Consider the following 14059-nt stretch of genomic DNA (forward strand, 5'->3'; position numbering starts at 1 on the left):
GTCTTCTCTCCTGTTGGCGGGGCTGTCTGTCTCCGGCGCCGTGCCCCTTGTGGCACCGGACTGTTGGCCCCGGCGCCGACCCGTGTCGGCACTGGGGAGCTAATCGTGTCGTCGCAGCGTAAGCGCGTAGATCGGTCGAGCGGCGGCCAGCCCCGCGAGATCGCCGTCTTCGGCGAGGAGAACCTCGCCTGGCTTGAGTTCGATGTCCCCGAGGCGAGCGGAGGCTTCGCGAACAAACAGAGCTAAGGTGCGCTCAGGCGCGGGGTGACCGGCATCAAGCAATTCGACGAGGTGCGAGAAAGAGTCTCGCCGTGTCATTATGTTGAGATCGATTACGGCCTCTTCGCCCACGCGCGCATCTACAGCGGCTTCGCCGGGAAAGGCGAGCGGGACGGAGCACGCGTCCAGACGAACCAAACCGCCTTGCGAAAACCGCAGCTCCATGGACCCGCCAGAGAGCACCGTAAGCGTCCTGTCGATCCCGTCGAACCGCGAAAATGGCCCGTCGCGCGCAACTTCGGCCATGCTCAGGCGCCACAGCATGCCCTCGAAACCTGCGCCCTCGGGGAAGGTCGCAAGTTCCCAGGTGCGGCCGCCGCCATTCTTCCATGGCTGTGCTGTCGCTTCGCTGCGGCGCAGCAGCTTCATTTCAGGATCCCGGGAAGGTCGAGACCATGCTCGACCGCGCAGTCCTGCGCGATCTCGTAGCCCGCATCCGCGTGGCGCATCACCCCGGTGGCCGGATCGTTCCAAAGCACCCTCTCGATCCGGCGATCGGCCGCTTCGGTGCCGTCGCAACAGATCACCATGCCAGCATGCTGCGAAAAGCCCATGCCGACGCCGCCGCCGTGGTGCAGCGAGACCCAGGTCGCGCCCGATGCGGTGTTGAGTAGTGCGTTGAGCAGCGGCCAGTCCGAAACTGCATCCGAGCCGTCCTTCATCGCCTCGGTCTCGCGGTTGGGCGAGGCGACCGAGCCGCTGTCGAGGTGATCGCGACCGATCACCACCGGAGCCTTGAGTTCACCGTTGCGCACCATCTCATTGATCGCGAGCCCCGCCTTGTGTCGTTCGCCGAGGCCGATCCACATGATCCGCGCGGGAAGCCCCTGGAAGTCGATCCGCTCGCGCGCCATGTCGAGCCAGCGATGAAGGTGTTCGTTCTCAGGGAACAGCTCCTTCATCCGCGCGTCGGTCTTGTAGATATCCTCCGGATCGCCGGACAGTGCAGCCCAGCGGAACGGACCGACCCCGCGGCAGAATAGCGGGCGGATATAGGCAGGCACGAAACCGGGGAAAGCGAAGGCATTCTCCAGCCCTTCTTCCTGTGCGACCTGACGGATGTTATTGCCGTAATCGAGCGTCGGCACGCCCGCGTTCCAGAACCCGACCATCGCCGCAACGTGCTCGCGCATCGAGGCGCGGGCGGCGGTCGAAACCTTCGCGGGATCGCTCTCCTGGGTCGCGCGCCATTGCGCCACCGACCAGCCTTTTGGCAGGTAGCCGTGATAGGGGTCGTGGGCCGAGGTCTGGTCGGTCACGATGTCCGGACGCCCGTTCGGCAGATCCTCGCCCGCTTGCATCCGGCGCAGGATCTCGGGGAAAATCTCGGCCGCGTTCCCGATCAGAGCGACCGATTTCGCTTCGCCTGCGGTGGTCCAGCGGGCGATCATCGCAAGCGCCTCGTCGAGCGAATGAGTCTTCTCGTCGCAATACCGGGTGCGGATGCGGAAGTCGGCGCGGCTCTCGTCGCATTCAACCGCAAGGCAACAGGCGCCTGCCATGACAGCGGCCAGCGGCTGCGCGCCTCCCATGCCGCCAAGCCCGCCGGTCAGGATCCACTTGCCGCGCAGATCCCCATCGTAATGCTGCCGCCCTGCTTCGGCGAAAGTTTCGTAGGTGCCCTGAACGATGCCTTGCGCGCCGATGTAGATCCACGACCCCGCGGTCATCTGGCCATACATTGCCAGACCCTTCTTATCGAGCTCGTTGAAATGGTCCCAATTGGCCCAGTGCGGCACGAGATTGGAGTTGGCGATCAGCACGCGTGGTGCATCCGCGTGGGTTCTGAAGACGCCGACCGGCTTGCCCGATTGCACGAGCAGCGTTTGATCCGCTTCGAGCTTTCGTAGCGAGTCGCAGATCAGGTCGAAATCTTCCCAGGTGCGTGCGGCGCGGCCGATCCCGCCATAGACCACTAGCTCGTGCGGTTTTTCGGCGACGTCCGGGTGCAAGTTGTTCATCAGCATCCGCAGCGGAGCCTCGGTCAGCCAACTCTTGGCGGTGATCTCGGTCCCGGTGGCGGGGTAGATGTCGCGCATGTTGTGACGGGGATTGTTCATCATTTCGGTCCTTCTTGGCAGGTCAGGCGAGCATCCGGCCCGCGATGATGTTGCGTTGAATTTCGGAGGAGCCTTCGTAGATGCGCATGATGCGCAGGTCGCGGAGTTGGCGCTCGAGTGGGAAATCTCGTGTGAAGCCGTAGCCGCCGTGGATCTGCAAAGCCTGATCGGTAATGCGCCCTGCGGCTTCGGACGCGAAGAGTTTGGCCTTAGAGGCTGCGGTGGTGAACCGCTCTCCGGCCTGTCGCTGGCGTGCGGCCTCATGGCCCAGAAGTTCGGCGGCCGACAAATCGGTCGCCATGTCCGCAAGCATCCACTGGATGCCTTGCCGGTTCGAGAGCGCCTCGCCCCCGATGACGCGTGCGCGGGCCCAATCGCGGGCGGCGGCCAATGCGGAGCGCGCGATCCCGACAGCCATCGCCGCCACCTCGGCGCGCCCGTTGTCGAGCACTTTCATCGCGGTGCGGAAACCGGTGCCCTCCTCGCCGAGACGGTTTGCATCGGGCACCATGACATCGACATCGAGTTCCCAGACATGGCCGCCCCGCAGACCCATGGTCTGTTCGACCCGGCCCGGAATGAGGCCGGGTGTGCCCTTCTCGACGACGAAGGCCGAGATGCCCCGATGACCTGCCTGTGGATCGGTCACGCAGTAGAGGATAATGAAATCGGCGACACCGCCATTCGAGATGAAGCACTTCTTGCCCTTGATGTGCCATTCGTCGCCCTGACGCACTGCGCGGCTGCGCATGTCCGCGGGATCGGACCCCGCATTGGGTTCGGTCAGGCCGAACGCGCCGAGTATCTTCCCCTCGGCCGCGGCAGGCAGAAAGCGCGCGCGTAACGCATCATCGCCCCCGAGCAACAGGCTGTCGGTCGCGAGGAAATGCGCCGTCAGCGCCGAGACGGTGGAGCCGCAGCCGCCTGCGATCGTCGCGACCGCCTCGAAGAGCGCATGGGCCGAGATGTCGGCCCCGCCCCAGCGTTCGGGCAGATTAGCTCCCATCATTCCGGTCTCTGACAGCGCAGAGAGTTGATCATGGACGAACGTTCCGGTTCGATCGGTCTCGCCTGCGCGCGGGACAAGCTCGTCGCGGGCGAAGCACTCCAGCATGTCGAGGAACTGTCGCTCTTCCGCGCTCAAAAGGTGGTCAAAGGCTGTCATTGGCTTGCTTCCTTTACGACGCCGGCCGCGATCAGCCGGGAAATCTGGGCGGCGCTCAGGCCGGCTTCCTGCAGAATCTTCCGGGTCTCTCCTCCAAGCGCAGGCGCTCCAGTCTCAGCGAGTGGCGCTGCGCCTTCGAACCGGATGGGTTGGCCCACGACCGGGCTTTCCCCGAGCGAATGGTGCGGTAGCTGGCGCACGAGAGCGCGCGCATGCGCATGGTGCGAAGCCAGCTGTTGGGCGAGGGTCATGATTGGCGCGCTGGGCACCTGCGCCTCGGCGAGTGCCGCAACAACCTTTTCGGTGGGGTGACGGGTGGTCCAGCCTTCGATCACCGCGCGTAGAGCCGGCTCGTTTTGCGTGCGCGTCTCATCGGTGAGGAAGCGGGGGTCCTCCGCAATATCAGGAGCGCCGATCACCTGGCAGAGCGCGGTGAATTGGCGATCGCTCAGGGCCGCAATGATCGCGAGGCCATCCTGCGTGCGATAGGTCCCGAACGGCGTGGAGAGGGGGTGACGGTTGCCGACCCGCTCCACAGGGCGGTTTGCATAGAGATGCACTGCATGGCTGGTCGGCAGCATCGCGACGAGACTGTCGAGCATCGCGACGTCGAGCGACGCGCCGCGCCCGGTTTTCTCCTTCCCGACGAGCGCGGCAAGGATCGCGATCACCGCGTAGAGCCCGGCCGCTATGTCGCCCAGGGCCTCGCCGACCTTCAACGGGCCACCGGCCTCTTCGCCCGTCGCATCCATCCAGCCCGACATTGCCTGCACCACGAGGTCATAGGCGGGCAGGCCGGAGGCCGGGCTGTCCTGTCCGAAGCCCGAGATCGCGCAATATACGAGGCCGGGATTGTCCATGCGCAACTCCGCCGGGTCGAGCCCTAACCGAGCGGCCACACCGGGGCGGAAATTCTCTATCACGACATCGCATTGGCCGGCCAGCTGGCGCGCAAGCGCTTGTCCTTCGGGCACTCTCAGATCGATCACGATCGAACTCTTGCCGCGGTTCGTCAGCGCAAAGAGCGCGGACTCCCCGTCGCGAAACGGGCCGATATGTCGGTAGTCGTCCCCTCGCGGCGGTTCGATCTTGATTACTTGCGCCCCGAGATCCGCCAGTAAGGCGGTCGCGAACGGGCCCGAGAGGACACGGGTCAGGTCAAGGATTCGAAGCCCTTCGAGCGGTTTCATGCGACAAGCTCCGAGGCCAGCATTTCGAGCGCGCGCAGGATCTCGCCCAAATGGGGACGCAGACGCGCGGCTTTCTCGGCGCTGATATCCCAAGGCGGAGCTTCCGCGGCGAGGTGGGTCGATTGGGCCAGTTCCATCTGGATGGCGTGGACACCGCTTTCAGGCTGACCGTAGTTACGTGTTGTCCAGCCGCCACGGAATCGGCCATTGATGACATGGCTGAACCCATCTGCGCGCGCGCATATCTCCGCCGTTACGGTCTCGATGCGCGGATCGCAGCTGGTGCCATTCGCGGTGCCGATATTGAAATCGGGCAGCTTTCCGTCGAACAGGAAGGGGATGTGCGAGCGGATCGAATGGCAATCGTAGAGGATCGCCACGCCGTGGCGCGCGCGCACCCGCTCGATCTGAGTGCGCAGGGCGGCGTGATAGGGCGTGTGGAACTCAGCGAGCCGGTGGGTGATCTCCTCAGCGGCTGGCTCTGTCGTCCAGATCGGCGCGCCATCGAAATCAGTGAGCGGAACGAGCCCGGTCGTGTTTTGCCCGGGATAGAGGCTCTCGTTTTCTGGGCCGCGGTTCGCGTCGATCACATAGCGGTGGAAGGTTGCACGCACCGAGGTCGCGCCCGGCAGAAGCCCTGCATAGAGCTCATGGATATTCCAGTCGGTATCCGCCAGCGCGCGGCCACGGTCATTGAGCGCCTCTCGCACGTCCGCAGGAACCCAGGTTCCGGTATGGGGAAGACCGAGGATGACGGGGCTCTCTCCTTCGGTGATTTCGACGGGATCAGGGGCGATCGAAGTCATGCTGCGACCCCCAGTCCGGCGGCGGTGACGAGCGTCGAGTCTTCAACCAGCCTGCGGGCCTTTTCGAGATCAGGTGCGAGGTAGCGATCGGCGCCCATCGTTTCGACATGGCGCCGTAAGACCTCGATTGTTCGCGCGAGCGGGGCGGATGTCACCAAGGGCGCGCGGAACTCGATGCCCTGCGCGCCGCACAGCGCCTCCACTCCGAGTATCACCGAGAGGTTACGCGTCATCAGCCCCAAGCGCCGTGCGCCATGGGCTGCCATGCTGACATGGTCCTCCTGATTGGCGCTGGTTGGTGTGCTGTCTACCGAACATGGGGCGGCGAGATGCTTGTTCTCGCTCATCAGGGCGGCAGTGGTCACCTCGGCGATCATCAAGCCGCTGTTGAGCCCCGCTTGAGGTGTGAGAAAGGGCGGCAGCCCGAAACTGAGCGCGGGATCGACCATCAGTGCAATGCGACGCTGCGCAATCGCGCCAATCTCGGCAACGGCCAGCGCGATCTGGTCCGCAGCAAAAGCTACGGGCTCGGCGTGGAAGTTCCCTCCCGACACGATCGTGCCGTCGGAGAGAACGAGCGGGTTGTCGGTCACTGCGTTGGCCTCGGTGATCAGGGTCTGGCCGGCGAAGCGTAACAGGTCGAGTGCCGCACCGGTCACTTGCGGCTGGCAGCGGATGCAGTAGGGATCCTGCACCCGGTCGTCCCCTTCGCGATGGCTCTCGCGAATTTCGCTGCCGTCGAGCAGTTCGCGCATCGCCTTCGCGACTTCGATCTGGCCCGCATGACCGCGGAGGCTATGAATTTCGGCCCTTGTGGGCGCTGTCGACCCCATGATCGCATCCGTCGACATCGCGCCGGTCACGATGGCCGTGCGCAGGCAGGTCATCGCGCGGAAGAGCCCCACAAGCCCAAGTGCGGTTGAAAATTGCGTTCCGTTGATGAGCGCGAGACCTTCCTTTGCGCCGAGCGTAACAGGGGAGAGACCCGCTGCGGTGAGCGCATCCGCGCCGGGCTGTCGCTGGCCATTGAAGACGGCTTCCCCTTCGCCGATCATGACAGCGGCCATATGTGCGAGCGGCGCGAGGTCGCCCGAGGCGCCGACGCTGCCTTGTTCGGGCACAACCGGCGTGACGCCGTGCTCCAGCATCCCCTCGATCAGAGCAATGATTTCGGGACGAACCCCCGAGGCGCCGCGTCCAAGGCTGAGTAGCTTTAGCGCCATCATGAGACGTGTCGTCTCCACCGGCAGGGGATCGCCGACGCCGCAACAGTGAGACAGGATCAGGTTGCGCTGGAGGGTCGCGGTATCCTCGGACGCGATGCGCACCGAGGACAGCTTGCCGAAGCCAGTATTTACCCCGTAGACGGCGTCCTCGCCCTTGGCCGCTGAGGCAATCCGTGCGGCCGAGGTCGCGATCGCGCTCGCGGTGCTCGGATCGAGCCGCGCGGCCGCGCCGGTGCGCCAGAGGTTTTCGAGCTGCTCGAGGGTGACCTCGCCCGGCATCAATGTCAGCATTTGCGGCCTCCGAAGTAGCGGCAGTGAAGGGGGTTGAAGCCGATCCGATAGGTCAGCTCGGCGGGATCGGTGACGTCCCAGACCGCGAGGTCTGCCCGCATACCGACGCCGAGCCGTCCGCAATCCTCAAGGCCGAGTGCCTGCGCCGCATGGCGGGTGACCCCGTCGAGGCATTCGGTTGGCGTCATGCGAAAGAGCGTCGCGCCCATGTTCATGGTCAAAAGGAGCGACGTGAGCGGTGAGGTCCCGGGATTGCAGTCGGTGGCGAGCGCCATCGCGGCACCTGCTGCACGGAACTCGGCGATCGGCGGCATTCTGGTCTCGCGCAGTGTGTAGAAGGCCCCGGGCAGAAGCACGGCGACGCTGCCCGCGCGTGCCAGCGCTTCGGCGTCGTCCGCGGTCGCATATTCGACGTGATCTGCAGAGAGCCCACCGCGCGCGGCGACGAGCCGGGTGCCACCTTGGTGGCTGAGCTGTTCCGCATGAAGCTTGACCGGGAGGCCCAGTTCCTGCGCGACATCGAAGACCCGCGCCATCTGCTCGGCAGAAAAGGCAATCGACTCGCAGAACCCGTCGACCGCATCGACAAGTCCCTCGGCATGGGCGGCCCTCAGACCTGCGATGACAACCTCATCGAGATAGACTTCCGCGCGTCCGACATAGTCTGGAGGCAAAGCGTGTGCGGCGAGCCAGGTCGTCATGATGCGGACGGGACGCTCCTTTTCGAGCCGACGCGCCGCGCGCAGCATCTTGATCTCGTCTTCAACGCTCAGCCCATAGCCCGACTTGATTTCGACCGCCGCCACGCCTTCTGCCAGCAGCGCATCGAGCCGGGGCAGGGCGGAGGCGACCAGATCGTCCTCGCTGGCGGCGCGTGTGGCATTGACTGTGGAAAGGATGCCTCCGCCGCTGCGGGCAATTTCCTCGTAGCTCACACCTTCCAGGCGTTGCTCGAATTCGCGCGCTCGACTGCCGCCATAGACGAGATGGGTATGGCAATCGATCAGGGCGGGGGTGACCAGTCGCCCGCCGAGGTCCTGACCGTCTGCCGAACCTTCCCCGAATTCGGCGATGCGCCCGTTTTCGATACGCAGCCATCCTTTGAAGACACGGTTCTCTGTGGCTCCGTCGCAGGGGGCCAGTGTCGCATTGGTGAGGGTGATCTCTGTCATGAACTCGATTCGTGCTTGATTTGCGGTTAATATGTCTGCACATAAAAAACCTGTCAACACGGAGGGCAACCATGCAGACGATCTGGGCGCATAGGGCGCTGGTGGGGAATTCCTGGGTGGAACGGGTGAGAATTGACCTCGATGAGGACGGTCGCATCGGTGCGATCGCACCGGGGACGACTTGCCCCGAGGGCGCGAAGCGAGTTGAAATCCTGCTGCCTGCTCCGGCCAATCTGCACAGCCACGCATTTCAACGTGCAATGGCGGGCCTCTCCGAACGGCGCGGCGCAGACCCGCATGACAGCTTCTGGACCTGGCGACGGCTGATGTATCGGTTCCTCGATCGGCTCACTCCCGAGGACATTCAAGCGATCGCGGCTTTCGTTCAGATGGAGATGCTCGAGGCTGGTTACGCGACCAATGTCGAGTTTCACTACCTGCACCACGCTCCGGGTGGTCAGCCCTATGAGGATTTGGCCGAGATGGCCGGGCGAATAGCGGCGGCGGCGGCCCAGACCGGGATCGGGCTGACGCTATTGCCAGTGCTCTATACCTATGGCGGCCTCGATCGGCGCGCGCTTGTCTCGGGACAGGACCGCTTCGGCAATGATCCCGAGCGCTTCGCGCGTCTGGTCGACGCGGCGCGTCGCCATGTTGCAGAGCTTGGTGCAGATAGCGGATTGGGGATCGCTCCGCACAGCCTGCGGGCGGTAGACAAGAGAGGGCTTGAGACGGCGGTCTCGCTCGCAGGCGATGCACCGATCCACATTCATCTGGCCGAACAAATTGCCGAGGTTGATGAGGTCCGGGCCGCGACAGGTGCTCGACCCGTTGAATGGCTGATTGGGAATGTCCCTGTGGATCGACGATGGTGCCTGATTCATGCGACCCAGATGGAGCCCGCGGAAACCGAGGCGCTCGCCGCGACGGGCGCCGTGGCCGGTCTCTGTCCGATCACCGAGTCGAGTCTCGGAGACGGAATTTTCGATGGTGTGCGCTGGCGGGCCGCGGGCGGGGTGTTCGGTGTCGGGTCGGATAGCAATATTCGGATTTCCCTCACCGAGGAATTGCGCACGCTCGAGTATTCCCAGCGTTTGCGCGATCATTCGCGGGCCGCGCTTGCCGATCCGGACCGCTCGACTGGACGGGTGCTGTTTCAGGGGGCGGTCGAGGGAGGCGCGCAAGCGGCCGGACGCGCCAGCGGAGCCATCGCGACCGGGCTTTGGGCAGATCTTCTCGCGCTTGACGATCTTGGGCCGGACGGTCAAGGGAGGCTTGGCGACGTCCTGCTCGATACCTGGATTTTCGCGCGTGATGATCGCGCGGTGTGCGATGTATGGTCGGCCGGACGTCACGTGGTGCAGGAGGGGCGTCACGTTCAACGCGATGCGATCGCGCGGGCTTACGCGCGTGTTACGGAGCGGTTGGGGTATGAGGTGTGACGGTGACGAGAGAGGATGGGGCTGACAATTCGATCAGCTGGCAGTCGATCCGCGACGAGATGATGGCGCGGATCCGCGCGCAGGTCTATGCGCCCGGCGAATTGATCCCCAATGAGGTGGATCTCGCTGCGGAATTCGGCTGTGCTCGGGCCACGGTGAACCGCGCGTTACGCGATCTCGCGACATCGGGTTTTCTCGACCGGCGCCGAAAGGCTGGCACCCGGGTGCGCGAAGCGCCGCGCCGCAAGGCCACGCTCACGATCCCGCTGACTCATGTCGAGGTCGAGGCCAGCGGGGCGCGCTACGAATACCGCTTGCTGGAGCGCAAAATCGAAGCTCCGCCGCCGCTGGTGCGCGAGAAGTTGAGGCTATCGGGAAGCGAGCGCCTGCTCCATGTCAGCAGTCTTCACCTGGCCGATGATGTGCCGCACATGTTCGAAAATCGCTGGATAGTGCTCGATACCGTGCCCGAGATAGAAGACGTGGACTTGTCCAAGACCAGCCCGAATGTCTGGCTCGTGCGGCAGGCACCTTATACTCACGGCACCATGGAATTCCTGGCGGAAGCCGCTGGGGCGGCTGCAAAACATCTTGTCTGCGCGCCCGACGACCCGGTTCTCACGATGCTCCGGGTGACCTGGCTCGATGCGCAACCGATCACATATGCGCGGCAATCCTTCTCGCCGTCCCATCGGATGCGTCTGGAACTTTAGGAGCGTGAGACAGCCGCATAGGAAGCGGGGCCGAAAATGGGGCTTGCCTCTGAGCATTTGGAGCGTCTGCAAAGCATTCGTTCGCTCGCTGTGCGCCGCCGTGACAAAGATGAATCTGAAAATTTCAAAAGCGTGATCGCTATTTGACTTCAGCGTGAGGCCCGCGAAATGTCGCCGAGCGCTTCGCCGCCGCGAACAAGACGAAAGCGCGCTCCGAGCGACCGGGGAATGAGCAGGATATTCGCCGCGACTGCAGGTCAGCTACGTCGCGGAGCACCAGCTGTCTTACACCGATAGCCTGTCCAACCGAGTGCCTGAGCAGACCGTGCAGCAAAGCGAAGTGTCGGTAGGGATCGATTTCGAGATGCCGCTCCGGCCGGATGACGAAAACCAGCTGGTGACCTGGGGGCTTGCCGGGATCTGGTCGCATGTCGATGGCAAAGGCGCGGCGCGTAATTACGTCGATCAGGAAGATGGCGGGCGGGCGCGTTTCGACATCGGCTATCTCTTCGACAACGCGGATGGTCTGGAGGCTTCGGCGAAAATGTTCGTGGACGGTGTCGGCAGCGGGAATTTCGCGACCTACGGCCTCTCGCTCCGTATGTCGCTGAAGTTCTGATCCGTTGCGGAAGCCCGAAAGACCCGTTCCCGTCATCTGCTTGTTTTAACGGGCTGATGACGGGTGCCAATTGCGCGCGAGCTCTCTCGCGTATTTCTTCAATCGGCGTTCTTCTCAATTCCGGCAACCTTCTCGAAGCACAAATCCGACCGAACGACGGAGGTAACTGTTCCAGAGTCCCGCGAGCCGTAGCACTGATGGCTCAAAGGCGGCCGTGGGCCGGCAATCGAGCTGAAAAACCCAGAGGGGTTTTCGAGTGCCAGTTCCAGCTGATTTATCTCGCGCTCGATCGTTGCCGGGCAAGCTGATCTAGGAAGTATTGGCGATATGCGGAAGGTTCATCGAATGGTTCCAGATAGTTTTCTGTTAAGGCATCAACTATGCTTGGTGCCCAAATGTTTTTTTCACGTCTGGTGAACTCCGGAATTGCACCCCTATTGATTGTCCATAGACGGTAGGTGTATTCAAACGGGCTTATTTTGTGAGGTTCTGGTAGCGGAGGCATGAATTTGGAAAGAACATGTTGGGCAAAGGAAATCGGAAGTTTGTAGGGTGAGTTTTTCGGGTCTTTCCATGCAAAATAAGGTAAAGGGTCTCGGTGTTGCTGATTTGAGAGCTTGATTGGAAGGTTGTTGTAGGCGCATATTGTACTTAATGCGCGTATGCACAGCTTTTCTGCCAATATGCAAAGTTGGTAGTATTGTCCTTCTTCTCGAATTGAAACGTTATCCTCATTGAAAAAAATCACCTCCGTTCCAAAGCCTTGTTCTCTAATGCTTTGCCGTACTCTTTGGTTCAGATTTCTTCCTCTGCCACAGTAAATTGCCCCCCTTCCAAATGGTTCTTTCTCACGTATAGCATAAACTCCGGGTTTGGGGGGGATAAGATGCTTATTTTTTGCGTCAACTGCGTAGACCCGTCCCGTGGAATTGAAATGGATGCCTCCCGGAAAAAGTAAGGGGTAGTCGCTCTCTGGTAGAAAGCCGCTGAACGGTTCTGATTCGGAGAAAGTGCCCCAATCGAATACGTGTGTTCCTGTCATTTTGGATATCCTTTCGAAACATTCTTCAGCTGCGTGCGCCCAACCTGAAATTCCGCAGCATGGTGGGTATGGCCGAAAAGCCATCTCTCGGGCTGGTATTCCTCGATGAGCGCAGTCAGGTCTGAAGCGTAGCACCAGGGAAGCGGCGCGCCCGGAGGGAGTGCGGTCGGGTGCGGGGCATGATGCGTGACGACGACGGTTTCGCCATCGAAGGGTGTCGCCAGTTGTCCTCGCAACCAAACGAGATGTTCATGGTGCTTCGCGATGGTGTCGGCTGGCCGCGCCTTGCGGTAGCCGCTTCCTGCGACGCGAATATAGCGATAGTCATTCATCACCCAGTCGTTGCGGGACGACTTTTCCGCAACGCTTCCCGGTCCGAGCGCGAAGTCAGTCCAGAGCGTGGCGCAGAGAAATCGCGTGCGCTCATGTATGAGCACTCGTTTCTGCGCGAGATGCGCGCCGGCTTCATGCGCGAGATCCGCGAGGCGGTCGTCGCCATCGAGCCGAAAATCGTAATAGTCATGATTGCCCGGGATGATATGAACCCGATCGAGATCGACGTGCTGGCCGATCAGCTGAAGCGCCGGACGCCAACGGATCTTGGGCTTGTTGGCGAGGTCGCCAGCTATGATGAGAAGCTCAGCGTTCTCGAGCTCAAGGTCATCGAATGGGTCGCGGTGTTTCTGCATCCAGAGATCGAGATGCAGGTCCGCCAAGATAAGCACCTTGGACATGATCAGGATCTCCGATCGGCGCGTAGGAGCTTTGCGCTCGCAGAAAGGCGTCCGTCTTCTTGCAGGGTTTTCAGGAAACTTGGATCGTGTAAGCCCAAGCGATAGAAGCGGTTACAACTTCGAGCCCAGCCCGCCTTCGGCTGGAGATTCATGAGAGGCGAAGTTCGAACCCGCGCACCCTCACGCAGATGCGGGTGGCCGGAGACCTGCCCGACAAGCAGGGGCACGGCGCCTTCAACTATCGCGCACCATGAGTCGAGCAGAGGCGCGGCTGATAGCTCCCCGGTCGCTACGCGATCCCCGATTGCGGGAGCCTGGTTGCTGAGCACTAGGACCCATTTTATAAAGAGCGTGGCGTCGAAGGTTCCGTCCGCGCTCAATCCGCCTTGTCCGCCGAGGGCGCGATCTGCGAGATAGGTCTGCAGGAGCGGAGCAAGCGCCGGATGTTCTCGAATGCGCTGCTGGGTGCCGCCGAGATCGATCATTGCAATCGGCGTGACCGGGAGAATACCTTCAATGATCTCAAGATAAGGTTGGAGCGGGCTTGTTTCGTGAACCATTTGCTTCTTTCCTTTGCTTCGAGCCAAGCGCCTAACTGGACCATGGGCATGCGTCAGCCGTGCCCGGACAGGCGAATGTCCGAGTGAGTTTCAATAATGAAGGGCGCAGGCCGACAGCGTGTCGACCCGGGTGCCGGGTGTGAATATTCAATATCTAGTTCGGAGCGCGTCCTTCGAGGAGGACGCGGGCCGCTAAAGCGGCGTGGTTAGGCCTGTCTGCATCGGGCTGCCTCTAACGACTAGGAAGTGAATCTGTCTCGATCAAGCATATCCCATGACGTCGAGGAAGGCTAGGAGTATTTCGATTAAGCGCCTGTTTTCGCACGGAATTTTTAGGTTTTTTCGCACCGCGCGTCGTTGGCCGTGGGGTGGGCATTGTGCTTTGAAAAATAGGAATATCTTCGCGCTGGGCCGGGATTTGGCCGATGATTTTCGCATCGCCTGCACTCGAGCCGCATGCTGGGGCGCGGGGTCTGATACTACGAGCCAAACTCTAAATCCGGACATTGCGTGTCATCAAACGTGGGAAATGCACGATCGTTTCTCTCCGATCGATCCTTGATTCGCGCTGGCAAATAGCAGGCGATTTCCGAACGAGTTCTAGGCCCTCGCGAGCGGAAATGGGCGCCCTAAGGCCGAGATGCATAGGCGCGCAGAGGTCTGCCCTGGACTGCTATCAGATCCCGGTGGTTCGGCTCAAAAAAATCGACATGACATGCGCCGGTGCCGAAACAGGAGGCCTATGCCCAAGATGGCTTGC

General features: G+C 62.2%; 13 protein-coding genes. 3 read left to right on the top strand and 10 right to left on the bottom strand.

Features of this window, described 5'->3' with window-relative positions; all coding sequences use genetic code 11:
• Positions 1-99: 99 nt before the first annotated feature.
• Genes B6V76_RS18735 through hutI form a run of 7 tightly spaced genes read right to left on the bottom strand, consistent with a single transcriptional unit; the run spans position 100 to position 8189 of the window.
• Complete coding sequence (locus tag B6V76_RS18735; protein WP_088728200.1) at positions 100-648, bottom strand: HutD family protein; 549 nt, start codon at positions 646-648, stop codon at positions 100-102.
• Positions 645-2339 carry a urocanate hydratase gene (gene hutU, locus B6V76_RS18740; RefSeq protein ID WP_088728222.1) on the bottom strand — a complete coding sequence of 565 codons (1695 nt, stop codon included), beginning with the start codon at positions 2337-2339 and terminating at the stop codon, positions 645-647. The genes B6V76_RS18735 and hutU overlap by 4 nt, the downstream gene beginning before the upstream one ends.
• A 22-nt stretch (positions 2340-2361) precedes the next feature.
• The gene (locus B6V76_RS18745; RefSeq protein WP_088728201.1) at positions 2362-3504 is read right to left on the bottom strand and encodes an acyl-CoA dehydrogenase family protein; all 1143 of its coding nucleotides are present in this window, start codon (positions 3502-3504) and stop codon (positions 2362-2364) included.
• On the bottom strand, positions 3501-4694 hold the full coding sequence (locus tag B6V76_RS18750) for a CoA transferase (protein WP_088728202.1): 1194 nt from the start codon (positions 4692-4694) through the stop codon (positions 3501-3503). Before B6V76_RS18750 ends, B6V76_RS18745 begins: the two co-directional genes overlap by 4 nt.
• Positions 4691-5500 carry an N-formylglutamate deformylase gene (gene hutG / locus B6V76_RS18755; RefSeq protein WP_088728203.1) on the bottom strand — a complete coding sequence of 270 codons (810 nt, stop codon included), beginning with the start codon at positions 5498-5500 and terminating at the stop codon, positions 4691-4693. Before hutG ends, B6V76_RS18750 begins: the two co-directional genes overlap by 4 nt.
• Positions 5497-7017 carry a histidine ammonia-lyase gene (hutH, locus tag B6V76_RS18760; RefSeq protein WP_088728204.1) on the bottom strand — a complete coding sequence of 507 codons (1521 nt, stop codon included), beginning with the start codon at positions 7015-7017 and terminating at the stop codon, positions 5497-5499. The genes hutG and hutH overlap by 4 nt, the downstream gene beginning before the upstream one ends.
• Positions 7011-8189, bottom strand: coding sequence for an imidazolonepropionase (gene hutI / locus B6V76_RS18765; RefSeq protein WP_088728205.1), 1179 nt, complete (start codon positions 8187-8189; stop codon positions 7011-7013). The genes hutH and hutI overlap by 7 nt, the downstream gene beginning before the upstream one ends.
• A gap of 71 nt (positions 8190-8260) precedes the next feature.
• On the opposite strand from hutI, the gene B6V76_RS18770 reads away from it, so the two are divergent.
• The 3 genes from B6V76_RS18770 to B6V76_RS18780 all read left to right on the top strand — a co-directional run bounded on the left by B6V76_RS18770 (position 8261) and on the right by B6V76_RS18780 (position 10963).
• The gene (locus tag B6V76_RS18770; protein ID WP_088728206.1) at positions 8261-9631 is read left to right on the top strand and encodes a formimidoylglutamate deiminase; all 1371 of its coding nucleotides are present in this window, start codon (positions 8261-8263) and stop codon (positions 9629-9631) included.
• A gap of 2 nt (positions 9632-9633) precedes the next feature.
• Positions 9634-10344, top strand: a complete 711-nt coding sequence (locus tag B6V76_RS18775; RefSeq protein ID WP_240497903.1) for a GntR family transcriptional regulator — start codon at positions 9634-9636, stop codon at positions 10342-10344.
• A 325-nt stretch (positions 10345-10669) separates the two neighbouring features.
• Positions 10670-10963, top strand: a complete 294-nt coding sequence (locus B6V76_RS18780) for a hypothetical protein (protein ID WP_088728207.1) — start codon at positions 10670-10672, stop codon at positions 10961-10963.
• A 274-nt stretch (positions 10964-11237) separates the two neighbouring features.
• On the opposite strand, the gene B6V76_RS19770 is transcribed toward B6V76_RS18780, so the two are convergent.
• Genes B6V76_RS19770 through B6V76_RS18790 form a run of 3 tightly spaced genes read right to left on the bottom strand, consistent with a single transcriptional unit; the run spans position 11238 to position 13299 of the window.
• Positions 11238-12005: a hypothetical protein gene (locus B6V76_RS19770; RefSeq protein ID WP_141104948.1), complete on the bottom strand. Its 768-nt coding sequence runs from the start codon at positions 12003-12005 to the stop codon at positions 11238-11240.
• Positions 12002-12730 carry a metallophosphoesterase gene (locus tag B6V76_RS18785; RefSeq protein WP_240497904.1) on the bottom strand — a complete coding sequence of 243 codons (729 nt, stop codon included), beginning with the start codon at positions 12728-12730 and terminating at the stop codon, positions 12002-12004. Before B6V76_RS18785 ends, B6V76_RS19770 begins: the two co-directional genes overlap by 4 nt.
• An 11-nt stretch (positions 12731-12741) precedes the next feature.
• Positions 12742-13299, bottom strand: a complete 558-nt coding sequence (locus B6V76_RS18790; RefSeq protein ID WP_088728209.1) for a DUF6634 family protein — start codon at positions 13297-13299, stop codon at positions 12742-12744.
• Positions 13300-14059: the final 760 nt, after the last annotated feature.

It is taken from the genome of Thioclava sp. IC9 (genome assembly GCF_002213225.1).
Classification (GTDB): domain Bacteria; phylum Pseudomonadota; class Alphaproteobacteria; order Rhodobacterales; family Rhodobacteraceae; genus Thioclava; species Thioclava nitratireducens.

Coding starts and splice junctions, on each gene's coding strand:
- B6V76_RS18735 (WP_088728200.1), bottom strand. CDS start 648: ATGAAGCTGCTGCGCCGCAGCGAAGCGACAGCACAGCCATGGAAGAAT.
- hutU (WP_088728222.1), bottom strand. CDS start 2,339: ATGAACAATCCCCGTCACAACATGCGCGACATCTACCCCGCCACCGGG.
- B6V76_RS18745 (WP_088728201.1), bottom strand. CDS start 3,504: ATGACAGCCTTTGACCACCTTTTGAGCGCGGAAGAGCGACAGTTCCTC.
- B6V76_RS18750 (WP_088728202.1), bottom strand. CDS start 4,694: ATGAAACCGCTCGAAGGGCTTCGAATCCTTGACCTGACCCGTGTCCTC.
- hutG (WP_088728203.1), bottom strand. CDS start 5,500: ATGACTTCGATCGCCCCTGATCCCGTCGAAATCACCGAAGGAGAGAGC.
- hutH (WP_088728204.1), bottom strand. CDS start 7,017: ATGCTGACATTGATGCCGGGCGAGGTCACCCTCGAGCAGCTCGAAAAC.
- hutI (WP_088728205.1), bottom strand. CDS start 8,189: ATGACAGAGATCACCCTCACCAATGCGACACTGGCCCCCTGCGACGGA.
- B6V76_RS18770 (WP_088728206.1), top strand. CDS start 8,261: ATGCAGACGATCTGGGCGCATAGGGCGCTGGTGGGGAATTCCTGGGTG.
- B6V76_RS19770 (WP_141104948.1), bottom strand. CDS start 12,005: ATGACAGGAACACACGTATTCGATTGGGGCACTTTCTCCGAATCAGAA.
- B6V76_RS18790 (WP_088728209.1), bottom strand. CDS start 13,299: ATGGTTCACGAAACAAGCCCGCTCCAACCTTATCTTGAGATCATTGAA.